The sequence below is a fragment of the Streptosporangiales bacterium genome, from assembly GCA_009379825.1.
GTDB lineage: Bacteria > Actinomycetota > Actinomycetes > Streptosporangiales > WHST01 > WHST01.
This window is the reverse complement of the sequence record WHTA01000083.1, coordinates 1-22,571: the sequence shown is the minus strand read 5'-3', so window position 1 is coordinate 22,571 and position 22,571 is coordinate 1. Positions and strand designations below refer to the sequence as shown.

Sequence of the window (22,571 nt, the reverse complement as noted above, 5' to 3'; positions counted from 1 at the left end):
TCAGACCACAGGGTGACTGTGCTCGTCCGGCCACCGGGCGGGCGCCTGTCAGACCACAGGGTGACTGTGCTCGTCCGGCCACCGGGCGGGCGCCTGTCAGACCACAGGGTGACTGTGCTCGTCCGGCCACCGGGCGCGGGCGCTTCGTCATGCCACTGGGCGCGAGTGGCCTCGGTCAGGCAGTGGCCAGAGTGTCGGTCGGGCCACCGGGTGAGGGTGCGCGGTCGCCACCGGGCGAGGGACACCGTCAGGTCCGATGGGCGCGGGCGCCCATCGGGTCACTAGGCGCGAGTGCCCTGTCAGGTCACCGGGCGCAGGCGCCTTGTCGGGCACTGGGCCAAGGCAGCGTGAGGCCACTGGGCGCGGGTGGCCTCGGTCAGGCAGTGGCCAGAGTGCCGCGTCAGGCCACCGGGTCAGGGTGCGCGGTCGCCACCGGGCGAGGGACACGGTCAGGTCACCGGGCGCGGGCGCCTCGTCAGGCCGCTTGGCCGGGGACCGTCGGGCCACCGGGCGAGGGGCACCGTCAGGCCGCGGGGGGACGGTGTGCGGTCGGGCCGCCGGGCGAGGGCGCGGGCGGCCGCCGGGTGGGCCGGGCTATGCCACCGAGTCCGGGTCGTCGAAGCCGGCTGTGTGGTCTTCGCTTGCTGCGGCGATTCTGCGCTTCGCGAGCATCTCCTGTAGTTCCTTGATCTCGGCGTCGATCTGCGCCATTGCGCCCGCCCAGCTCGGTTGGTCCTCAGCCTGCGCCGTCTCGGTACCGGACGTCGTGTCGGGACCCTCCGTCGCGCCGGTCGTGTGCTCGGACAACCTGCACCTCTCCTCGGCTCGTGATCCTCTCGCTCCCCCGACCACGCCCACCCCCGATCTGGGCGCACCAGTGCGGTGACGCACGGTAGCGTAACGTCGATCTTCCGTTACCCGTGCAACGCCCCGCCGAATCAGCCCATGGACGGCAGTAGGGCTACGGATGCCGGCAGCTGTCGGCACGGCCGCATAGGATTGGCACTGTCACCCCGGGGTCCCCTTTGCTGATCGCCGGGTAATTCGTGCTGTTCGAGGAGAGCCGAGGAGACCCGCCGTGCCCCTGCAGGGACTGCTCGACGTCGTGACGACCGACCCCGCCGTGGCAGGCGCCATCGGCGCGGCACGCGACGGCGACCGGCCCACCCACGACATCACCGCGCCTGCGGCGCTGCAGCCACTGGTGCTCGCCGCGGTGGCCGACAAGGCACCTCGTACGGTGCTGGCCGTGACGGCCACCGGCCGCGAGGCGGAGGACCTGGCCACCGCACTGCGCAGCCTGGTCGACCCGGCGGCGGTCGTGGAGTTCCCGGCCTGGGAGACGCTGCCGCACGAGCGGTTGAGCCCCCGCAGCGACACGGTGGGCGCACGGCTGGCGGCACTGCGCAGGTTGCGCCATCCGGGCCCGGACACCGGCATGGTCTCCGTCGTCGTCGCGCCGGTGCGCAGCGTGCTGCAGCCGCTGGTCCCCGGCCTCGGCGACCTCGAGCCGGTGACGGCGAAGCCGGGCATGGAGGTGCCGCTCGAGGACCTCGTCGACCGGCTGGCCGCGGCCGCGTACACCAGGACCGACCTGGTGGAGAAGCGCGGCGAGTTCGCCGTACGTGGTGGCTTGCTCGACGTCTTCCCGCCGACGGAGGAGCACCCGCTGCGGGTGGAGTTCTTCGGCGACACCGTCGAGGACGTGCGCTACTTCCGCGTCGCCGACCAGCGGACGGTGGAGGAGGCGCCGACCGGCCTGTGGGCGCCGCCGTGCCGCGAGCTGTTGCTCACCGACGAGGTACGCGACCGCGCGCGCACGCTCGCCGCGGAACACCCCGAGCTGGCCGAGATGCTGGAGCCGCTCGCCGAGGGTGTCGCGGTGGAGGGGATGGAGGCGCTCGCGCCCGCGCTCGTCGGCGACCTGGTACTGCTGCTCGACGAGCTGCCCGCGGGTACGCACGTGGTGCTGTGCGACCCGGAGCGGGTGCGTACGAGGGCGCACGACCTGGTCCGTACGAGCGAGGAGTTCCTGCAGGCGTCGTGGGCGGCGGCCGCCGGCGGCGGCAAGGCGCCGGTCGACCTGGGCTCCGCGTCGCTGCGCAGCATCGCCGAGGTGCGTGAGCACGCGCTGGCCCTCGGCATCCCGTGGTGGAGCGTGACGCCGTTCGCCCAGCTGACCGACGACGAGATGCAGCCGGCCGAGGACGGCGGGGCGACCGTCGACGCGCGGGCCGCCGAGGAGTACCGCGGCGACACCGAACGGGCGCTCGCGTCGATCGAGCAGTGGCTGGCCGACGAGTACCGGGTGGTGCTCGTCACCGAGGGACACGGCCCGGCGGAACGCCTGGTCGAGCTGCTCGGCGACTCCGACCTCGGTGCCAGGTACGTACCGGAGCTGAAGGAGCCGCCGGAAGCCGGCCTCGCCCACGTCACGACCGGTGAGCTGGCGCACGGGTTCGTCGCCGACGGGCTGCGGCTGGTGGTGCTCACCGAGGCCGACCTCGCCGGCCAGCGCAGCTCCACCAAGGACATGCGGCGGCTGCCCAGCCGGCGGGGCAGGAGCGTCGACCCCCTGCAGCTGCAGACCGGCGACTACGTCGTGCACGAGCAGCACGGCGTCGGCCGGTACGTCGAGCTGGTTTCACGAGCCGTGCAGGGCGCCACCCGCGAGTACCTGGTGATCGAGTACGCGTCGTCCAGGCGCGGGCAGCCGGGCGACCGGCTCTACGTCCCCACCGACCAGCTCGACCAGGTGACCAGGTACGTCGGCGGTGAGGCGCCGTCGCTGAACAAGCTCGGCGGGTCCGACTGGGCGAAGACCAAGGGCCGGGCGCGGAAGGCGGTCCGCGAGATCGCCGGCGAGCTGATCAGGCTCTACAGTGCGCGGCAGGCCACCGAGGGGCACGCGTTCGGGCAGGACACGCCGTGGCAGCACGAGCTGGAGGACGCTTTCCCCTACGTCGAGACGCCGGACCAGCAGTCCGCCATCGACGAGGTGAAGGGTGACATGGAGCGCGTCACGCCGATGGACCGGCTGATCTGTGGCGACGTCGGCTACGGCAAGACGGAGATCGCCGTGCGCGCGGCGTTCAAGGCGGTGCAGGACGGCAAGCAGGTGGCCGTGCTGTGCCCGACCACGTTGCTCGCGCAGCAGCACCTGTCCACGTTCTCCGAGCGGTTCGCGCAGTTCCCCGTCGTGGTGAAGTCGCTGAGCCGGTTCGTCAGCGGCAAGGAGCACGACGAGGTGCTCGCCGGCCTCACCGCGGGCAGCGTGGACGTGGTGATCGGCACGCACCGGCTGTTGTCGTCCGAGGTGAACTTCAAGCAGCTCGGCCTGGTGATCGTCGACGAGGAGCAGCGCTTCGGCGTGGAGCACAAGGAGTTCCTCAAGCGGATGCGCACCCAGGTCGACGTGCTGACCATGTCGGCGACGCCGATCCCGCGCACGCTGGAGATGGGCATGACCGGCATCAGGGAGATGTCCGTCATGCAGACGCCGCCGGAGGAGCGGCACCCGGTGCTGACGTTCGTCGGCGCGTACGACGAGCGGCAGATCTTCGCCGCCATCCGCCGTGAGCTGCTGCGCGACGGCCAGGTGTTCCTCGTGCACAACCGGGTGCAGAGCATCGAGAAGGTCGCCAGCCGGATCCACGAGCTGGTGCCGGAGGCGCGGGTCGCCGTCGCCCACGGGCAGATGGGCGAGCACAAGCTGGAACAGGTGATGGTCGGCTTCTGGGAGAAGGAGTTCGACGTACTCGTCTGCACGACCATCGTGGAGAGCGGGCTGGACATCCCGAACGCGAACACGTTGATCGTGGACCGGGCGGACATCCTCGGCCTCGGCCAGCTGCACCAGCTGCGCGGCCGGGTCGGGCGAAGCAGGGAGCGCGGGTACTCGTACTTCCTCTACCCGCCGGACAAGCCGTTGAACGAGCACGCGTACGAGCGCCTGCAGACCGTCGCGCAGCACACGGAGCTCGGCGCCGGCACGTTCGTGGCGGTGAAGGACCTGGAGATCCGGGGCTCGGGCAACCTGCTCGGCGACGAGCAGTCCGGCCACATCGCCGGGGTCGGCTTCGACCTGTACGTACGGTTGGTCGGCGAGGCGGTCGCCGAGTACCGCGGCGAGGCGCCGCAGGAGCTGGCGGACGTCCGCGTGGAGCTGCCGCTCGACGCGCACATCCCGCACGGGTACGTGGCCAGCGAGCGGCTGCGATTCGAGGCGTACCAGCGGATCGCGCAGGCCGCGTCCGACGACGACATCGCCGCGGTGCGCGACGAGCTGACCGACAGGTACGGCACCGTGCCGGTACCGGTGGAGACCCTGCTCGACGTCGCCAGGTTCCGCGCCCGGGCCCGCGAGCTCGGCATCACCGACGTGACGCTGCAGGGCAACCAGGTGCGCTTCGCGCCGCTCGACCTGCGCGAGTCGCAGCAGCTGCGGCTGAAGCGGCTCTACCCGGGCAGCGTGGTCAAGCAGCCGGTACGTACGGTCCTGATCCCGCGGCCGAAGGCCGGCGGCATCGGCGGCCAGCTGTTGCGCGACCGAGAGCTGCTGACGTGGTGCCGCGGCGTACTCGACGCGCTCTTCGAGCTGCCCGCGGCGGCCGTGAGCAGCAGCTGACTGGGGTGACCGGCCGGCGGCCTGCGTGGGGGTGGCGGCTAGGCTCGTTCGCGTTCCGAGCAAGTACGACGGAGGTGTGCAGGTGAGGTCTCGGGTGAGCCGTACCGCGGTCGGCGTCCTCTCCCTGGTCGTGGTCGCGGTGCTCGCCGCCTGCGGTCCGGTCAAGATGGGGGCGGCGGCGATCGTCGGCGACCAGCGGATCTCCGCGAAGGAAATCGACGCCTCCGCCCGCAAGGTCACCGAGCTGTCCCCGACGGCGACGCAGCAGGGCAACGTCCCTGCCGGCCTGACGCTGAGCCGGGTGCTCGACCTGCTGATCCGCGAGCAGGCGAAGCGGGAGGGCATCGGCTACTCGCAGGGCGACGTGGACAAGGCGATCGCCAAGGCCACCGACAACGCCGGCCTGCGACCGGGCAGCGTGTACAAGGTGCCGCTGGTCAGCGGTGTGCAGGTGCAGATGCCGACCGCGGACGCGCGTGAGTTCGCCGTCTCGCTCTACCTGCAGGAGCAGCTGGTGAAGCGGTACGCCGGCGCCGACCTGCGCAAGGGGCAGCAGGAGCTGGCCGAGCGGCTGGGCGCGCTCGCGGAGGAGATTGGCGTCCAGGTCAACCCGCGCTACGGCGACTTCGACCCGCGCACGGTGAGCCTGAAGGTGAACTACGGCGGGCTGTGGCAGCCCGCGACCGGCCGGGCCGGCCAGCCGTAGGAAGGGGCGCGATGGGCGACTCGCTCGTGCTGCTCTCCACGTCGCACCGGGTCGCCGTCGGTCTGCTCTCCTGGCCCGCGTGGCAGGCGGTCCACGACGCCGAGCAGGTGCTGGCCAGCGACCAGGCGCACCCGTTGCGCGAACCGCTGGCGGCGGCCGGCGTGCAGCTGGCCACACTTGCCGACGACGACGACCCTTACGTCCTCGCCAGGCAGCTGCTCGACCGGGTGCGCGAGGCGACCGGGTCCGTGGTGTGGTGCCTGCGCGACGACGGCGAGCCCGACCTGGTGCGTGCCCTCGCCGAGGCGGTGACCGCCGACCCGGTGACCGCGCCGAGCGTCGGGATGCTGCCCGGCTCGTACGACGTGCCCGGTGCGCGGTTCCACGACCTGGTGACGGTCATCGACCGGCTGCGCTCGCCCGGTGGTTGTCCGTGGGACGGCGAGCAGACGCACGAGTCGCTGGTGCGGTACCTGCTCGAGGAGGCGTACGAGCTCGCCGAGGCCATCGAGACCGACGACCGCGCGGCCATGCGCGAGGAGCTCGGCGACGTGCTGATGCAGGTGGTGTTCCACGCCAGGATCGCGAGTGAGGACGACGAGGACCCGTGGGACATCGACGAGGTCGCGGGCGACATCGTGGCGAAGCTGGTCAGCCGGCACCCGCACGTCTTCGGCGACCTCGACGTGCGCGACGCCGCGCACGTCGAGGAGCGGTGGGACGCGCTCAAGGCAGCGGAGAAGGGGCGGGCGTCTGCGGTCGACGGCGTGCCGCTCGCCCAGCCCGCGCTGGCGTTGGCCAGCAAGCTGATCGGGCGTACCGAACGCGCCGGCGTGGACGTGCCCGTCGAGGTGCCGGACGCGCTTGTGCCGGCCGGTGCGGCGGTGGACGAGGAGTACGTCGGCGAGCTGTTGCTCGCCGTGGCGGCACTGGCCAGGCGGCACGGCGTGGACCCCGAGCAGGCGCTGCGGCGCAGTGTCCGTGGCTACCGGCAGCGGGTGCACGCGGCAGAGCAGGCGGATCGCGCCGAGTAGTCCGCCCGTTAGTCTGCACGCGTGACTGAGACGAACAGACCTGTACGCATCGCGTTCCAACTGCAGCCCCAGCACGCCGACTACGCCGACATCCGCCGCACCGTTGCCGCGGTGGAGGAGGCGGGGGCCGACATCCTGTTCACCTGGGACCATTTCTACCCGTTGCACGGCGAACCGGACGGCGAGCACTTCGAGTGCTGGTCGATGCTCGCCGCCTGGGCGGAGGCGACCGAGCGGGTGGAGCTGGGTGCCCTCGTGTCGTGCAACAGCTACCGCAACCCCGAGCTGCTCGCCGACATGGCGCGCACCATCGACCACATCTCGGACGGCCGGCTGATCTTCGGCATCGGCGCGGGCTGGTTCCAGCGCGACTACGACGAGTACGGCTACGAGTTCGGCACCGCCGGCAGCCGGCTCGCCGACCTGGCCGAGGCGCTGCCGCGGATCGAGCAGCGGTGGGCGAAGCTCAACCCGCGCCCGACGCGGGACATGCCGGTGATGATCGGCGGCGGCGGCGAGAAGAAGACGTTGCGGCTGGTCGCCGAGCACGCCGACATCTGGCACGGCTTCGGCGACCCGGAGACCGTCGCACACAAGCACGAGGTGCTCGACCGGCACTGCGCGGACATCGGCCGCGACCCCGCGGAGATCGAGCGTTCGACCAAGGGCGAGGGCGACCCGTCCGACATGGGGGAGAAGCTGTACGAGGCCGGTTCCCGGCTGTTCACCGTGCACGACGACGGCCCGGACTTCGACCTGGGCGAGCTGCGCGACTGGATCGCCTGGCGCGACGACAAGAACAAGTAGTACCCAGCCGGTCCCGCGCCGCCCCACCGTAGTCACTGTCGGTACAACGTGGTTCGCACGACGTGACGTACGCCGGGGCGGCGCCGTCTTACCTCGGTGTTGTCCGCGGTGTCGGCGAGCGTCCACCACCGCCGTTCGCGGGCTCGGTACGCTCGAGCCGATCCGGCAAGCACAGCAAAGGAGTACTGGTGGCCTCGATCGGCATGATGCACGCACGGGAGATCCTCGACTCCCGCGGCAACCCGACCGTCGAGGTCGAGGTCGAGCTCGACGACGGGACGGTCGGCCGGGCGGCGGTACCAAGCGGTGCCTCGACCGGCCAGTTCGAGGCCGTCGAGCTGCGCGACGGCGGTGACAGGTACGGCGGCAAGGGCGTCGAGCAGGCCGTGGCCGCGGTCGTCGACCAGATCCTGCCCGAGGTGATCGGCTTCGACGCCGACGACCAGCGGCTGATCGACCAGGCGATGATCGACCTGGACGGCACGCCGGACAAGTCCCAGCTCGGCGCGAACGCCATCCTCGGCTCGTCGCTGGCCGTCGCGCGCGCCGCGGCGGAGTCCGCGGGGCTCCCGCTCTTCCGGTACCTCGGCGGCCCGAACGCCCACGTGCTGCCGGTGCCGATGATGAACATCCTCAACGGCGGTGCGCACGCCGACTCCAACGTGGACGTCCAGGAGTTCATGATCGCGCCGATCGGCGCGGAGACGTTCGCCGAGGCGGTGCGCTGGGGTGCGGAGACGTACCACGCGCTGAAGTCGGTGCTGAAGGCGCGCGGCCTCGCGACCGGCCTCGGCGACGAGGGCGGCTTCGCGCCGAACCTGGACAACAACCGCGCGGCGCTCGACCTGATCGGCGAGGCCGTGGGCAAGGCCGGGCTGGAGCTGGGCAGCGACGTGGTGTTCGCGCTCGACGCGGCGGCCACCGAGTTCTACCGCGACGGCGCGTACCAGTTCGAGGGCCAGGCGCGTACCGCGGAGCAGATGACCGCGTACTACCAGGGGCTGATCGACGCGTACCCGATCCTCTCGCTTGAGGACCCGCTGTCCGAGGAGGACTGGGCCGGCTGGCAGGCGCTCACCGCGGCGATCGGCGGGCGTACGCAGATCGTCGGCGACGACCTGTTCGTCACCAACCCGGAGCGGCTCGGCAGGGGCATCGACGAGTCGGCGGCGAACGCGATCCTGGTGAAGGTCAACCAGATCGGCACGCTGACCGAGACGTTCGATGCGGTGTCGCTGGCCACGTCGCACCGGTTCGGCGCCATGATGAGCCACCGGTCGGGGGAGACCGAGGACACCACCATCGCCGACCTGGCCGTCGCCACGAACTGCGGCCAGATAAAGACCGGCGCGCCCGCGCGTAGCGAGCGGGTGGCGAAGTACAACCAGCTGCTGCGGATCGAGGAGCTGCTCGACGACGCGGCACGGTATGCGGGCCAGCTCACCTTCCACAGCTACCTCGAGGCCCGTGCCTGATGAGTGGCACCGGCAAGCGCCCTTCGCGTGGGCCCGGCGACGCGAGTCGGCGTACCCCGACTCGCGCGCGCAGGCAGAAGGACGCCGGCCGGTCGACCGCTCGCCCGGACTCGCGGCGCACCACCGCCACCAACCGCCGCACGGTACCCGACCAGGCCGAGCAGCAGCCGGAGCTGTCCGCACCCGCAGTGCGGCGGCGGTTCACCAGCCGCGCAGCGGTGCTGCTCGCGGTGATCTGTCTGATCGTCGTCGGGTTGGCGTACCCGCTGCGGGAGTACGTGGCGCAGCGCGCGCAGATCCAGGAGCTGGAGGCGAAGAAGCGCAACCAGCAGGAGGACATCGGCGAGCTGCGGGCCGAGCAGCGGCGGCTGCAGGACCCCGCCTACATCGAGCAGCAGGCGCGGAAGCGGCTGCACTACGCGAAGCCGGGAGAGCTGACGTACGTGGTCGTCGACGACCGCAAGCCCGGTGACGCGAAGAAGAAGACGAAGCTGGCCGGCCCGAGCTGGTCGCAGCGGCTGTGGGGCTCGGTGCGCGTCGCCGACCGGCCGAACGGATGAGCGAGCCAGCGAAGGAGCTCGGCGAGCGACCCGGAGGTAGGGGTCGCGATGCCTCGACGTCCACTGCCGACGCTGCGGCGGCGCCTGCCGGAGGGGCGGGAGGAGGCGATCGCGGATGAGCGAGCCAGCGAAGGAGCTCGGCGAGCGACCCGGAGGTAGGGGTCGCGATGCCTCGACGTCCACTGCCGACGCTGCGGCGGCGCCTGCCGGAGGGGCGGGAGGAGGCGATCGCGGATGAGCTCCGCCACCGACGGTGGCGTCAGCGCCGCCGACCTGCAGGCCGTCGAGCGGCAGCTCGGCCGCCCGCCGCGCGGGGTGCGGGCGATCGCGCACCGCTGCCCGTGCGGCCTGCCGGACGTGGTGGAGACCAGCCCCCGGCTGCCGGACGGCACACCGTTCCCGACGCTGTACTACCTGACCTGCCCGCGGGCGGCTGCGCAGATCGGCCGGCTGGAGGCGGCCGGGGTCATGCGCGAGATGACCGAACGGCTGGCGGCCGACGCAGACCTGGCCGCGAGCTACCAGGCCGCCCACGACGACTACCTGGCCAGGCGCGACGCGATCGACGTGCTGCCGAACCGGGACACCGCGGGCGGCATGCCGGCCAGGGTGAAGTGCCTGCACGCGCTCGCCGCGCACGCGCTCGCCGTCGGGTCTGGCGTCAACCCGTTCGGCGACGAAGCCGTCGCGCGTGCGGGAGACTGGTGGCAACGGGGTCGCTGCGTCGGCGAGGGGGACGCGCCATGACCGGTAGCCGTCGGGTCGCCGCTCTCGACTGCGGTACCAACTCGCTGCGCCTGCTGGTCGCCGACGTCGACCCGGCCGCCGGCACGCTCGTCGAGCTGGACCGGCGCACGGAGATCGTGCGCCTCGGCCAGGACGTCGACCGCACCCGCAGGCTCGCGCCGGAGGCGCTCGAGCGCACGCTGGCCACCTGCCGTTCGTACGCCGCTGTGATCGACGAGCTCGGCGCCACCGCGGTGCGGCTGGTGGCGACCAGCGCGACGAGGGACGCCACCAACCGCGACGAGTTCGCTGCGGGCGTGCGTGCGGCGCTCGGCGTGGACCCCGAGGTCGTGACCGGCGACGAGGAGGCCGCGCTCGCGTACGCCGGTGCGACCAGGGAGCTGGCCGCGCGGCCGGACATCGCGCAGCCGGACATCGCGCAGCCGTACCTGGTGGTCGACCTCGGCGGCGGCTCCACCGAGCTGGTGCGGGCCACCGACGGCGGCGTGACGGGTGTCTCCGTGGACGTCGGGAGCGTACGGCTCACCGAACGGCACTTCGCCGCCGACCCGCCCACCGAGGAGCAGGTGCTCGCGGCGACCAGGGACGTGGACGCCGCGCTGGCGCTCGCTGGGGAGACGGTGCCGCTGGACGGCGTCGGCACCCTGGTCGGGCTGGCCGGCTCGATCACCACGATCGGTGCCGTCGCGTTGGAGCTGACCGAGTACGACCGCGACCGCGTGCACCACTGCCGGCTCAGCGCCGACCGGGTACACGAGATCGCCGCCAACCTGCTGCGCATGTCGCACGACCAGCGCGCCGCGATGCGGGTCATCCACCCCGGCCGGGTGGACGTGATCGCAGCGGGCGCGCTCGTGCTCGACCGCACCGTGCGCCGCACCGCGGTGACCGAGGTGTTGGTCAGCGAGCACGACATCCTCGACGGCATCGCCTGGTCCATCGCCTAGGCGCGGCGCTCGCGCAGCGCCCCGTCCGGCCTACGCGACGCCCATGGCCGCTAGCGGCGTTGTGCTCCAGTCGCCGTTATCGGCCGCCCTGGCCGTCGATCGCCTGGGCGCGGCGCTCGCGCAGCGCCCGCAGGTGTACGCAGGCCCAGGTGCGGAACGGTCGCCAGTCCTCGGCGAGCTCGGTGAGGCTGGCGTGCGGGCCGTAGCGCTCGGCGACCTCCGCCTCCATCCGGCGCTCGTGCGTGGGCAGCGCGTCCGGCGCGTTCGCGCCGCGTACGACGACGAGCTCGGCGGCGAACGGGCCGAGTCCCTTCACCTCCTGCACGGTGCGTACGGCCAGCTCGGGGTCGACGGCGCGGAGCGCGTCGCAGGCGAGTACGCCGTCGAGCGCCGCGTCGGCGACGGCCCGGAGGTACTCGCCCTTGCGGCCGGGCAGGTCGAGGTCGAGGCCGCGCAGGACGGCCGGTGCGGGGAACGCGCCGTCCGCGCCGTGCCGCGCGACCAGGTCGGCACGGAGCTTCGCCGCCTGCCCGATGCGCAGTCGCTGCGACAGGACCGCCCACGCGGCCGCCTCGTACGGGGAGTGGAAACCGCACGGCCGCAGGCCGGGCAGCGCGTCCTGCGCCCGCCCGATCACCGGGTCGCGCCTTCCGACCGCCGGCCAGCCCCGCGCGTCGACGTCCAGGGCGAGGAAGCGGCCGGCCTGCGCCGCTGCCGCGTCCAGGTCGCCGGCACCGATCACCGTCACGGTGGCGGTCGCGCCGTCCTGCCGCAACTCGACCTCAGCACGGGACCGGTCGCCTTCGGCGAGGAAGACCGTGCGCAGCACGTCGCGGTCGGCATGGACGGGGAGCGCGGCGGGGGCGAAACCCTCCCAGCAGCTCCTGCTCGCGGTGAGCGACCACGGGCCGAGCACCTCGACGGTCACCTGGTGGCGGGGCATGGTCGAACGCTACGCGTGGGCAGCGACAGGGAACCGGCTGAGGCCCCTGATGGTGAACGTGTTCCTGCGGTACGGCCTGGCGTGCGGCACCAGCTCGGGCAGCCGCTGCGCGATCGCCTGGAACGCGACCGCGCCCTCCAACCGGGCCAGCGGCGCGCCGAGACAGTAGTGCCTGCCGCCGGAGAAGGCCAGGTGCTCCACCTCTGCCTGCCTGCTGACGTCGAACCGGTCCGGCTCCGCGTAGGCGTCGGGGTCGCGCCCGGTGCCGCCGATCAGCGCCACCACCGTGCTGCCGGCGGCGAGCTGCTGCCCGGCCAGCTCGACGTCCTCGCCGGCGGTGCGCAGCGTCACCTGCACCGGCGGGTCGTAGCGCAGCACCTCCTCCACGACGGCGCTCGCGCGCTGCGGGTCGGCGCGCAGCAGCTCCCACTGGTCCGGGTGGCGCAGCAGCGCGAGCATGCCGTTGCCGATCAGGTTGACGGTGGTCTCGAAGCCGGCGATCAGCAGCAGCCGGCAGATGCCGAGCAGCTCGCGCGGCGTCAGCGCGTCGTCGTCGAGTGCCGCGGCGAGGGTGCTGATGACGTCGTCGCCCGGCTCCTTCCTGCGCAGCCGCACCAGGTCGGCGAAGAGCTCGTTCAGGTCGTGGGTGGTGCGGGCGAGCTGGCGCGCCTGCAACGGGGTACGCACGCCGTCGAGCGCCTTGCCCACGACGCGGCCGTATGCGGCGAAGCGGTCCGCGTCCGCGTCCGGGACGCCGAGCAGGTCGGTGATCACGGCGATCGGCAGCGGGCCGGCGACGTCGCGCATCAGGTCGAACTCGCCGCTGCGCGTCGCCCGGTCGAGCAGCCGGTGGGTCACCGCCTCGATCCGCGGCTGGTGGCTGCTGATCATCTTCGGGCTGAACGCCGGCATCGCCAGCTTCCGCAGCCGGCCGTGGTCGGGCGGGTCGAGCTGGAGCAGCGAGAGCTCCCACTCGGTGCCTGGCTCGTGCCCGAGCGGGCCCGGTGGCGGCGGCTCGTACGGCTCCAGCCGGACGCCGAACCTGCGGTCGCGCAGCACCTGGTGGCAGACCTCGTGCGACGCGGTGACCCACATGCCCACCCGGCTGCGTACCAGCGGACCGGTCGCGCGGATCCGCGCGTAGGTGGGGTACGGGTTCAGTCCGCCGCCGCGCATCCGCAGCTGGCACAGCGGGTCGCCGTACAGCTTGCCGAGCACCCAGATGCCGACGTGCTCCTTCGTCAGCTCGCGGGTGAGCCGCACCGTCTCGCGCAGCGTCATGGTGAACCCCCGGTCGTGTCCATCCGCCGCACGGTAACGTCCGGCTGCGCAGCCGGCAGGGACGTGGCATCGTGTCCTCGTGCAGGAGGCGACCGGGCAGCAGTGGCCGGGGGAGCCGGCCACGGCACGTACGCCGGTGGCCGAGGGTCCCGCGGCAGTCCGTACGCTCGCCGGCGCCGCCGCGGACGTCGCCGAGGTGGACGCCGGGGTCAGCGTCTGCCGGGCCTGCCCACGGTTGGTCGACTGGCGGGAGCAGGTCGCCCGCGAGCGGCGCAAGGCGTTCGCCGAGCAGGTCTACTGGGGCCGCCCGGTGCCCGGGTTCGGCGTCGCCGACCCGGCGCTGCTCGTGGTCGGCCTCGCGCCCGCGGCGCACGGCGCGAACCGTACCGGCCGGATGTTCACCGGGGACCGCAGCGGCGACTGGCTCTACCGCGCCATGTACCGGGCGGGCTTCGCGAACCAGCCGGAGTGCCGCGACCCGTCCGACGGGCTGCGGCTGCTCGGCGCCCGCGTGACGGCGGCCGTACGGTGTGCGCCGCCGGCGAACAAGCCCACGCCGGCCGAGCGCGACGCCTGCGAGCCGTGGCTGCTGCGCGAGCTGGAGCTGGCGGCGCCGACCGTACGGGTGGTGGTCGCGCTCGGTGCGTTCGCCTGGCAGGCCGCCTGGCACGCGATGCGGCTGGCCGAGTACGTGCTGCCCACCAGGCGCCCGGCGTTCGGGCACGGCGTCGAGGTGCCGGCGGGACGGCGGCTGCTGCTCGGCTCGTTCCACCCGAGTCAGCAGAACACGTTCACCGGCAAGCTCACCCAGCCGATGTTCGACGCGGTGTTCACCCGCGCCGCCGAGTTCATCCAGGACCGGTGATGAGAGCGACGGCACACGTCCGCGCCGTGCTGGTCGCGCTCGTGGTCGCCGCGCTCGTCGGGGTCGTGGCGTACGCCGCGTCGAGCGGTGCGCCTGTGACGTCGTCGCCGCTGCCCACCGTCGACGTCGCCGAGTCGCGGGCACCGAGCGGGGTCGAGCCGCCGCAGCGGCCGCCGATCCGCCCGTTCGAGGGCGGGCTGTTCACCGCGGCACTCGTGGGCATCGCAGCCGTCGCGGCCGCGCCGATCGTGTACGTGCTCGTACGGCTGGTGCTGTTGCTGACGCGGGTGTGCCGGCGCACCGACCTGATCGGCGACTCGCTCGCCGGTGAGGCGATCGAGCTGCGCGGCGGTGAGGTGCTGCCGCCCGCGGAGCAGGCGGAGCGGCTGCTCGCCGGCGCGGACGCCGGACTGGCCGAGCTCGACGCCCCGGACGCCAGGGGCGCGCTGATCGAGTGCTGGGCGCGGCTGGAGCAGGCCGCGGCCGGGCTCGGCATGCCGCGCCGGCCGGAGGAGACGGCGACCGACCTCGCCGTGCGGATCCTTGCCGAGCGGCGGGCACCCGAGCCCGCCGTACGCCGGCTGCTCGCGCTGTACCACGAGGCGCGGTACTCCACGCACCCCGTGGATGCGGCCGAGCGCACGGCCGCCAGGTGGTGCTCGCCGACGTCCGCGCTGCGCTCGACGGGGCGCGCACATGATTGCCAGGGAGCTCACGAAGATCGTCGGCGCCACCGTCGCGGCGACGGTGTTCGTCGCGTTCCTGGCCGCGGCGGCGGTACGCGAGGTGTGGCTGCCAGGCGTCCTCCTGCTGTGCCTGCTCGCAGCGTCGGCCTGGCGGGTGACCGCCGCGATCCGGTGCCGGTGGAGCCCGTGGTCGGCCAGTTGGCCGAGTGGCCGCACAATCGGGCGTTCGCCAGGGTCGACCACATCAGCGAGCTGCTCGACTTCGCCCGTACGGGCACCAGGCACTTCGAGTTCGGAGTACGGCCGATCCTCGTCGACCTCGTCGACGACCGACTGCGCAGGCACCACGGCGTCGACAGGCGCCGGCAACCGGAGCAGGCGCACGCGATCATGGGGGAGGACCTGTGGTCTCTCGTCACGACCGAGCAACCGGAGAGCCCGAGCGCGACGCAGCTGCGGGGCTGGGTGACGGCGATCGAGCGGCTGTGATCACGCCGCGCGTGGCCGGCGAGTACGCCGACCGCGTCGTCACCGCCGTCGAGCAGGCGGTGGTGGGCAAGCGCGCCGCCCTCGAGGCCGTCTTCGCCGGCATCCTCGCCGGTGGGCACGTACTGCTCGAAGACCTGCCTGGCCTCGGCAAGACGCTGATCGCGCGGTCGTTCGCGCAGGTGCTCGGGCTGGAGTTCACCCGCGTGCAGTTCACCCCCGACCTGCTGCCCGCGGACATCACCGGGTCGTACGTCTACGACCAGGGCGCGGGCACGTTCGAGTTCCGTCCTGGGCCGGTGTTCACCAACCTGCTGCTCGCCGACGAGGTGAACCGCACGCCGCCGAAGACGCAGGCGGCACTGCTCGAGGCCATGCAGGTGAGCGTGGAGGGCCGCACGTACCCGCTGGACCCGCCGTTCCACGTGCTCGCCACGTCCAACCCGATCGAGTACGAGGGCACCTACCCGCTGCCGGAGGCGCAGCTCGACCGGTTCCTGCTGCGGGTGTCGCTCGGCTATCCCAGCGACGACGACGAGTGGGAGGTGCTGCGCCGGCGGATCGCGCGGCAGCAGGAGGCGCAGCTGCTCGACCCGGTGGTGGACAAGGCGACGCTGTCTGCCATGCAGCACGCGGTGGAGCAGGTGGCCGTCGAGGACACCGTCGGGCGGTACGTGGTCGCGCTTGTCGCCGCCACCCGCGCGCACAGCCAGGTGCTGGTCGGCGCGTCGCCGCGCGGCGCTCTCGCCGTGCTGGCCGGCGCGCGGGCGATGGCCGTGCTGCGCGGACGCGACTACCTGCTGCCCGAGGACGTCCAGCAGGTCGCGCCGGCAGCGCTCGCGCACCGGGTCACGGTGAAGCCGGAGATGTGGCTGCGCCGGGTGACCGCCGCGGGCATCGTCACCGAAGTGCTCGAGCAGGTGCCGGCGCCGAGGACGGCCGCGGCGCCGACCTACACGGCCGACTGGGAGGACACCCGGTGAGGGCAGCCGGCGCTGCCCCTGCGTGGGCGTTCCGGCGGGCCGTTGCCGTGGCGATGCTGTGCGTGCTTGCCGGGTTCGCGCTCGGCCGCGCCGACGTGGTCGTGCTCGGCGTGCCGTTCGCGCTGTACGCGGCCGTCGCGTGGGCCCGCGCCGCTGCGCCGCGGCTGCGGGCGTCGCTGCTGCTCGACCGCGACCGGGTGCTCGAAGGCGAGACGGTGGTCGGCACCGTGCGGCTGCACAGCGACGTCGACCTGGACGCCGTCACCGTCTCGCTCGCGCTGCCGCACCAGCTGCGGGCGGTCGACCCGCTGACCCGTACGGTCGCCGTGCGGGCAGATGTGCCGTGCGACGTCGACGTACGCCTGCAGGCGTTGCGGTGGGGCCGCCACCAGCTTGGGCCGGCGCGGGTGTCACCGCACGGTCCGCACCTCGGCAGCACCGCTGCGGCCGTCGACCTGCCGGGCGCCAGAATCACCGTAATCGGCACGCAGGAGCGGTTCCACGTCGCCGACCTCACGCCGTACGCGCTCGCGGCCGCGGGCGGCCACCGGTCCCGCAGGCACGGCGACGGGCTGGAGTTCGCCGCCGTGCGGCCGTTCGCGTTCGGCGACCGGGTACGGCAGGTGAACTGGCGCGTCACCGCCAGGCTCGGCGATCTGCACGTCAACGACACGCTCACCGACCGGATGTCCGAGGTCGTCGTGTTGCTCGACGCGGCGTTCGGCGCCGGACGCTCCGGCGGCGTGCACGGTGCGGCGAGCAGCCTGGACGTCACCGTACGAGCCGCCGGTGCCATCGCCACGCACTACCTGCGTGCCGGCGACACCGTCTCGCTGGTGGAGTTCGGCGGGCACATCCGCGACCTCTCCGGGCTGCACGGCCGCGGTGCGGTGACCCGGGCGCTCGACTGGCTGGTCGACACCACGCCCGGCACCCTCGGCTGGGACGTCCAGGGCCAGGCGCATCGGTCCACAGCTGCTGCCCGCCCGTGCGCTCGCCGTGGTGCTGAGCCCGTTGCTCGAGGAGCGCTGCATCGAGCTGCTGGCCACGCTGCGGCAACGCGGCCAGGCCACCGTCGTGGTCGGCACCAGGCCGGCGGACGCACTACCGCCGCCGCAGCGGTTGCACGACGAGATGGCGCAGCGGATCTGGCAGCTGGAGCGGGAGCGCACCGTCGCCCTGCTCGGCGAGGTCGGAGTGCCGGTCGTCGGCTGGGTGGGCGCAGGCAGCACCGACGCGGTGCTCCGCGACGTGGTGGCCATGTCGCGCGCACCGAAGGCAGTGGCCCGATGACCCCGCGGTCGAGGTTCGCCGGGCCGGTGCTTCGTCGTACCGGCACCGGGGTTGCGCTCGTGGTGCGGTTGGCGCACCTGGTGCTCGCGGTCGCGACGAGTGCGTTCGTGGTGGCGGCGGTGCCGAGCAACCTGCCGCTGTCCGGGTTCGTCGTCGTGGTCGCGGTGGTGGCCGTGCTCGGCACGCTCGACTCGAGCGGCGTGTGGTCGACGGGGACGCTGGTGCTGCTGGTCGTCGAGTACCTGGTGGCCGTCGCGAGCGCCCGGTCGGCGGCCGCGGGCATGGGGGTGCTCGCGGCTGTGGTGACCGCGGTCTACCTGGTGCACGCGACCGGCGCGCTCGCGGCCGTGCTGCCGCCGGGTTCGAAGGTGGCGCGTGGCGTGCTCGTCCGCTGGGCGCTGAGCACCGCGACGGTGGTCGTCGCCGGCCTGGCGTTCATGCTGGCGTTCGCCGTGCTGCCGTCCGTGCGGCCTGGCGTCGGCTGGCTGGTGGTCGGCGCGCTCGCCGTCGCGGCGCTGCTCCTGCTGCCCGCCCTGGCCTTCCGCCGCCGCGGTCAGGCAACTCGGGGTAGCGTCGAACCATGAGCGCATCGCGACCACACATCCTCGTCATCGGTGGCGGCTACGTCGGCATGTACACCGCCTACGGCCTGCAGCGCAGGCTGCGGCCGGGGCAGGCGCACGTGACGCTGGTCAGCCCGGAGTCGTACATGACGTACCAGCCGTTCCTGCCCGAAGCCGCGGCCGGCAGCCTGGAGCCGCGGCACGTCGTGGCGCCGCTGCGGAAGGTGCTGCCGAAGGTGCGGGTCATCAACGCGGAGCTGACCGGCCTCGACCACGCCAGCCGCACCGCCACCATCAGGGCCATCTCCGGCGAGGAGCGGCAGCTCGGGTACGACGTCGTGGTGCTGGCGCTCGGCTCGGTGGCACGCACCCTGCCGGTGCCCGGCCTGGCCGAAGAGGGGATCGGCTTCCGCAACGTCGGCGAGGCCATCTACCTGCGCAACCAGGTGCTCAGCCGGCTCGACCTCGCCGTCTCGACCGACGACGAGAAGCGCCGGCGGCGGGCGTTGAGCTTCGTCTTCGTCGGCGGCGGTTACGCGGGCGTGGAGGCGCTCGCCGAGCTGGAGGACATGGCCAGGGACGCCTGCGATTACTACAAGGGTCTGGACCCGGCAGAGATGCGTTGGGTGCTCGTCGAGGCGGCCGACCGGATCATGCCCGAGGTCGACCTCGACATGGCGAACTACACCGTCGACCGGCTGGAGAACCGCGGCATCGAGGTGCGGCTCAACACGAAGCTGGACTCGTGTGTCGACGGGCAGGTGCGGCTGACCGACGGCACCGAGTTCGAGTCGGACACCGTCGTCTGGACCGCGGGCGTCAAACCGCACCCGGTGCTGGCCGCGACTGACCTGCCGCTCGACGCGAAGGGCCGGGTCGCCTGCGACGCGAAGCTGCGCGTCGACGGCGTGCCGGACGCGTGGGCCGCCGGCGACTGCGCGGCCGTCCCCGACGTCACCAACCCGGGTGAGATCTGCGCGCCGAGCGCACAGCACGCGGTGCGGCAGGCGAAGCTGCTGGCGAAGAACGTGCTCGCGACGATCCGCGGCGGTGAGGCGAACGAGTACCGGCACGCCCACGTCGGCTCGGTCGCCAGCCTCGGGCTGCACAAGGGGGTCGCGCAGGTCTACGGGGTCAAGCTGACCGGCCTGCCTGCCTGGTTCATGCACCGCACGTACCACGTGTCCCGGATGCCCACCTGGAACCGCAAGGTGCGGGTCGTGGGGGACTGGACGTTCGCGCTGTTCTTCCGGCGGGAGAACGTCTCGCTCGGTCAGCTGCACCGGCCGCGGCAGGAGTTCGAGCTCGCCACCCGCACCGGTGCACTCCCGGAGCGGCAGGCCCGCAGCTGATCTCCGTATGCTCGGTGCCATGACGAACTCCCCGGTGCTGCTTTCCGTCAACGTGGGCCGTGCCCGGCCGACCGAGCATTCCGACGTCGACGTGACCGGCATCGACAAGCGTCCGGTCGACGGGCAGGTCGAGGTGCGGGCGCCGGGGCCCGAGCAGGGCACCAGCGGCGTGGTGGGCGACCACGTCTGCGACTACCGCCACCACGGCGGCGACGACCAGGCGGTGTACGCGTACGCGCGCGAGGACCTGGACCGGTGGCAGGAGGAGCTCGGCCGGCCGCTGACGAACGGGGTGTTCGGCGAGAACCTGACCACCACAGGCCTGGACGTCACCGCGGCGGTGATCGGCGAGCGGTGGCGGATCGGTGATGCGCTGCTCGAGGTGTGCTCGGTACGCATTCCCTGCCGCACGTTCGCCGGCTGGCTGGCCGAGCGCGGTTGGGTTCGTCGGTTCACCGAGCGCGCGGTGCCTGGCGCGTACCTCCGGGTGCTCGAGCCTGGCGCGGTAGGCGCGGGGATGCCGGTGGACGTCGTCTCGCGCCCCGACCACGGCCTGACCGTCGGGCGGACATTCCTGGCGCTCACCACCGAGCCCGAGCTGCTGCCCGAGCTGCTCCTGGCGGACGCGCTCGTGGACGAGGCGAAGGAGAAGGCCCGCCGGCGAACGGGTGCCGCAACTCACCACGGCGGCCGGTAAACCCCGCGGCTGGCCACGTAGTCTTTCCGGACGTGGACAACGACCTCGTACCCGCTGGACGGGCTCGCATCTTCGCCCGTCGGGCCAAGGGTGCGCTGCAGATCTTGCGCGGCGGCGCACCGCCGACCATCGTCGCCTCGCGCTACCGCGACACCGAGGTCGACGACCTCGTCGCGCACGACGTTCTCGACCTCACCATGCGCATCGGCGAGGCCCTGCTTTCGTCCGGTTCGCCGACGGCCGGGGTCACCGCCACCATGTTGCGGGTCGCCGCGGCGTACGGGCTCACCTCGTGCCAGGTCGACATCACGTTCACGTCCATCACCGTCTCGGTCATGCGCGACGACGGCGAGCCGGTCACCGGGATGCGCATCGTCAAGGTCCGGTCGGCGGACTACACGCGTCTGGAAGCGTTGTACCGTCTCGTCGACGAAATCGTGGAAGGGCTGTCGCTCGACCAGTCGCTCGCCCGGCTGGACGAGATCGTGCACGCCGCACCCGTACCGCAGGTGGCTGGTCACCGTCGGGCTCAGCGGCCTGGCCGCGGGTGTGGCGCTGCTGCTCGGCGGCGGCCCGTTGGTGGCGCTCGTCGCGGCAGTGGCCACGGCGGGCATCGACCGGCTGCTGCGGATACTGAACCGCTGGGACCTGCCGTCGTTCTTCCAGAACGCCGCCGGCGCCGCGTTCGTCACGGGGGTGGCGTTCCTCGCCGCGCTGCTGCCGTACTGGCTGCCGCTCGGTCACGAGGCGCTGCGCCCGTCGTACGTGGTGGCCACCGGCATCACCGTGCTGCTCGCCGGGCTTGGCCTGGTCGGCGCGGTGCAGGACGCGATCGAGGGGCACTACCTCACCGCGGCGGCTCGCAACTTCGAGGTGCTGCTGCAGACGTTGGCCATCGTCATCGGCGTCGGTCTGATGCTCGAGCTGATCTCCCGCTTCGGCACGCTGCTGCCGATCCAGGAGGTCACCGCGCAGGTGCCGTCGTACGCGCTCGTCCCCGTCGGTGGGTTCGTCGCCGCCATGTGGGCGCTGGCGTCGTACTCGCGCTGGCGGGCCTCGCTGGTCGCGGCGATCGGTGGCGCGGCCGCCTGGGCGATCTTCGTGTTCACCAGGGACCTGGGCTTCGGTGCCTCGGTGGCCAGCGGGCTGGCGTCGCTGCTCGTGGGTGCGGTGGCCGACGTCTCCGCGTCCAGGCTGAAGGTGCCGCGGCTGATCATCGCGACGTCCGGCGTGGTTCCGCTGCTGCCTGGTCTGTCGATCTACCAGGGGATGTACATCCTGGTCAACGACTCGCCGGTGGAGGGGATCACCACCCTGTTCGGTGCGGCGACGACGGGGCTTGCGCTCGCCGCGGGGGTCGCGCTCGGCGGCATCATCGCCCGGCCGCTGCGGCACGAGGTGGACCGCTGGGACCGCCGGGTGCGTTACCGGGCCAGGAGCCGGCGCGACTGAGGTCACCTGGCCCTCGGCTACAGGTTAGGCTAACCTAACTCGCATGCCGTGGATCAAGACCGAGCTCCGCCGCAGGGCGCAGGCCAGGCTCGCCGCCCCTGCGCCGTTCCGCCGCGTCGAGGTGCGCAGGAACCGTGCGCTCGGGCCGCGCTTCCGGCGGGTCACCATCGGCGGCGCCGAGCTCGCCGGGTTTCCCGGCGGCGAGCTGCCCGCCGACGCGGTGAAGCTGTTCCTGCCGCTGCCCGGCCAGAGCACCGTCACGCTGCCGACAAGGACCCCGGACGGCCGGCTGCAGTACCCCACCGGCGACCGGCGGCCGGACGCCCGCGCGTACACCGTGCGCCGCTTCGACCCGCACGCCCTGGAGCTGGACGTGGACGTGGTGATGCACGGCGCAAGCACGAGCACCCGGTGGGCGAGCGCGGCGCAGCCGGGCGACGAGCTCGCGCTGACCGGTCCGCGGCACGACTTCTACGCGTCGCCAGAGGTCGACCACCACCTGGTCGTCGGCGACGAGACCGCGCTGCCGGCGATCGCCACGATCCTCGAGCACCTGCCCGCGCAGACCCAGGTGACGGCCGTCGTAGAGGTCGACCAGGCGGCCGAGGAGCTGCCGCTGCGGACGGCGCCGGGCACCCGCGTGTACTGGGTGCACCGCGGCGGCAAGGCACCAGGCAGCACCGACCTGCTGCTGCGGACCGTACGTGACCTCGACTGGCCGGCGGGCGAGGTGCAGGCCTGGGTCGGCGCCGAGACCGGCGTCGCCCGTGCGGTCCGCAGCCTGCTGCGCGAGCGCGGCGTGCGGCCGGAGTGTCAGCAGGTCTCTGGATACTGGCGCCGCGGTCTGTCGAGCGCCGAGCTCGACGAGCTCGCCCTGCGCCGCTACCGGCGCGCCCAGGCCACCGGCGAGGAGATCGACGACCTGGCCCCAGAGGACGACGCCGCATAACCGCCCGGCCGGCACCCGCGGGCTCGATAGGCTTGCCCTGACGCCCCCGTAGCCCAACCGGCAGAGGCAGAGCCCTTAAAAGGTTCCAAGGTGTGGGTTCGACTCCCACCGGGGGCAC

At 72.9% G+C, this 22,571-nt stretch carries 20 protein-coding genes and 1 tRNA gene; 17 read left to right on the top strand and 4 right to left on the bottom strand.

Annotation, left to right across the window (positions count from 1 at the left end; all coding sequences use genetic code 11):
- Positions 1–594: 594 nt before the first annotated feature.
- Entirely contained in the window at positions 595–807 is a 213-nt protein-coding gene (locus GEV07_26255; protein MQA06069.1) for a hypothetical protein, read from the bottom strand.
- 271 nt (positions 808–1,078) lie between these two features.
- Here GEV07_26255 and mfd point away from each other — a divergent pair, with 271 nt between their 5' ends.
- The 8 genes from mfd (at position 1,079) to GEV07_26215 (ending at position 10,903) form a co-directional block, all read left to right on the top strand.
- Positions 1,079–4,627 (top strand): transcription-repair coupling factor, encoded by a 3,549-nt coding sequence (gene mfd / locus GEV07_26250; GenBank protein MQA06068.1) that lies wholly within the window; start codon positions 1,079–1,081, stop codon positions 4,625–4,627.
- Between the two features lie 82 nt (positions 4,628–4,709).
- Positions 4,710–5,333 (top strand): hypothetical protein, encoded by a 624-nt coding sequence (locus tag GEV07_26245; GenBank protein ID MQA06067.1) that lies wholly within the window; start codon positions 4,710–4,712, stop codon positions 5,331–5,333.
- Positions 5,334–5,344: 11 nt separating this feature from the next.
- A complete protein-coding gene (locus GEV07_26240) occupies positions 5,345–6,367 on the top strand; it encodes a MazG family protein (GenBank protein ID MQA06066.1) in 1,023 nt (340 codons plus the stop codon).
- 21 nt (positions 6,368–6,388) lie between these two features.
- Positions 6,389–7,174 (top strand): LLM class F420-dependent oxidoreductase, encoded by a 786-nt coding sequence (locus GEV07_26235; protein MQA06065.1) that lies wholly within the window; start codon positions 6,389–6,391, stop codon positions 7,172–7,174.
- A gap of 188 nt (positions 7,175–7,362) precedes the next feature.
- Positions 7,363–8,649 (top strand): phosphopyruvate hydratase, encoded by a 1,287-nt coding sequence (locus GEV07_26230; GenBank protein ID MQA06064.1) that lies wholly within the window; start codon positions 7,363–7,365, stop codon positions 8,647–8,649.
- Positions 8,649–9,209 carry a septum formation initiator family protein gene (locus GEV07_26225; protein ID MQA06063.1) on the top strand — a complete coding sequence of 187 codons (561 nt, stop codon included), beginning with the start codon at positions 8,649–8,651 and terminating at the stop codon, positions 9,207–9,209. The genes GEV07_26230 and GEV07_26225 overlap by 1 nt, the downstream gene beginning before the upstream one ends.
- Positions 9,210–9,443: 234 nt before the next feature.
- Positions 9,444–9,956: a DUF501 domain-containing protein gene (locus GEV07_26220; GenBank protein ID MQA06062.1), complete on the top strand. Its 513-nt coding sequence runs from the start codon at positions 9,444–9,446 to the stop codon at positions 9,954–9,956.
- Positions 9,953–10,903 (top strand): exopolyphosphatase, encoded by a 951-nt coding sequence (locus tag GEV07_26215; protein MQA06061.1) that lies wholly within the window; start codon positions 9,953–9,955, stop codon positions 10,901–10,903. Before GEV07_26220 ends, GEV07_26215 begins: the two co-directional genes overlap by 4 nt.
- Positions 10,904–10,979: 76 nt before the next feature.
- Here GEV07_26215 and GEV07_26210 read toward each other — a convergent pair whose 3' ends face one another.
- A complete protein-coding gene (locus tag GEV07_26210) occupies positions 10,980–11,846 on the bottom strand; it encodes a DNA-3-methyladenine glycosylase 2 family protein (GenBank protein MQA06060.1) in 867 nt (288 codons plus the stop codon).
- 9 nt (positions 11,847–11,855) lie between these two features.
- Entirely contained in the window at positions 11,856–13,127 is a 1,272-nt protein-coding gene (locus GEV07_26205; GenBank protein MQA06059.1) for a cytochrome P450, read from the bottom strand.
- 79 nt (positions 13,128–13,206) lie between these two features.
- Between GEV07_26205 and GEV07_26200 the strand changes: the two genes are divergently transcribed.
- The 6 genes from GEV07_26200 to GEV07_26175 are packed head-to-tail and all read left to right on the top strand — an operon-like array spanning position 13,207 to position 20,052.
- Entirely contained in the window at positions 13,207–13,992 is a 786-nt protein-coding gene (locus tag GEV07_26200; GenBank protein MQA06058.1) for a uracil-DNA glycosylase, read from the top strand.
- Positions 13,992–15,167 carry a DUF4129 domain-containing protein gene (locus GEV07_26195; GenBank protein MQA06057.1) on the top strand — a complete coding sequence of 392 codons (1,176 nt, stop codon included), beginning with the start codon at positions 13,992–13,994 and terminating at the stop codon, positions 15,165–15,167. The genes GEV07_26200 and GEV07_26195 overlap by 1 nt, the downstream gene beginning before the upstream one ends.
- A complete protein-coding gene (locus GEV07_26190; GenBank protein ID MQA06056.1) occupies positions 15,164–16,147 on the top strand; it encodes an AAA domain-containing protein in 984 nt (327 codons plus the stop codon). The genes GEV07_26195 and GEV07_26190 overlap by 4 nt, the downstream gene beginning before the upstream one ends.
- Positions 16,144–18,024 (top strand): DUF58 domain-containing protein, encoded by a 1,881-nt coding sequence (locus tag GEV07_26185; protein MQA06055.1) that lies wholly within the window; start codon positions 16,144–16,146, stop codon positions 18,022–18,024. The genes GEV07_26190 and GEV07_26185 overlap by 4 nt, the downstream gene beginning before the upstream one ends.
- A complete protein-coding gene (locus GEV07_26180) occupies positions 18,021–19,355 on the top strand; it encodes an NAD(P)/FAD-dependent oxidoreductase (GenBank protein ID MQA06054.1) in 1,335 nt (444 codons plus the stop codon). Before GEV07_26185 ends, GEV07_26180 begins: the two co-directional genes overlap by 4 nt.
- A 19-nt stretch (positions 19,356–19,374) precedes the next feature.
- Positions 19,375–20,052 carry an MOSC domain-containing protein gene (locus GEV07_26175; GenBank protein MQA06053.1) on the top strand — a complete coding sequence of 226 codons (678 nt, stop codon included), beginning with the start codon at positions 19,375–19,377 and terminating at the stop codon, positions 20,050–20,052.
- Here the strand turns inward: GEV07_26175 and GEV07_26170 are convergent.
- Complete coding sequence (locus tag GEV07_26170; GenBank protein MQA06052.1) at positions 20,034–20,543, bottom strand: hypothetical protein; 510 nt, start codon at positions 20,541–20,543, stop codon at positions 20,034–20,036. The two genes, GEV07_26175 and GEV07_26170, sit on opposite strands and share 19 nt — an antisense overlap.
- Positions 20,544–20,601: 58 nt before the next feature.
- Between GEV07_26170 and GEV07_26165 the strand changes: the two genes are divergently transcribed.
- The 3 genes from GEV07_26165 to GEV07_26155 all read left to right on the top strand — a co-directional run bounded on the left by GEV07_26165 (position 20,602) and on the right by GEV07_26155 (position 22,570).
- Positions 20,602–21,504, top strand: a complete 903-nt coding sequence (locus GEV07_26165) for a hypothetical protein (protein MQA06051.1) — start codon at positions 20,602–20,604, stop codon at positions 21,502–21,504.
- Positions 21,505–21,547: 43 nt separating this feature from the next.
- Positions 21,548–22,453: a siderophore-interacting protein gene (locus GEV07_26160; GenBank protein MQA06050.1), complete on the top strand. Its 906-nt coding sequence runs from the start codon at positions 21,548–21,550 to the stop codon at positions 22,451–22,453.
- 42 nt (positions 22,454–22,495) lie between these two features.
- A tRNA-Leu gene (locus GEV07_26155) sits at positions 22,496–22,570 on the top strand.
- Position 22,571 lies beyond the last annotated feature (1 nt).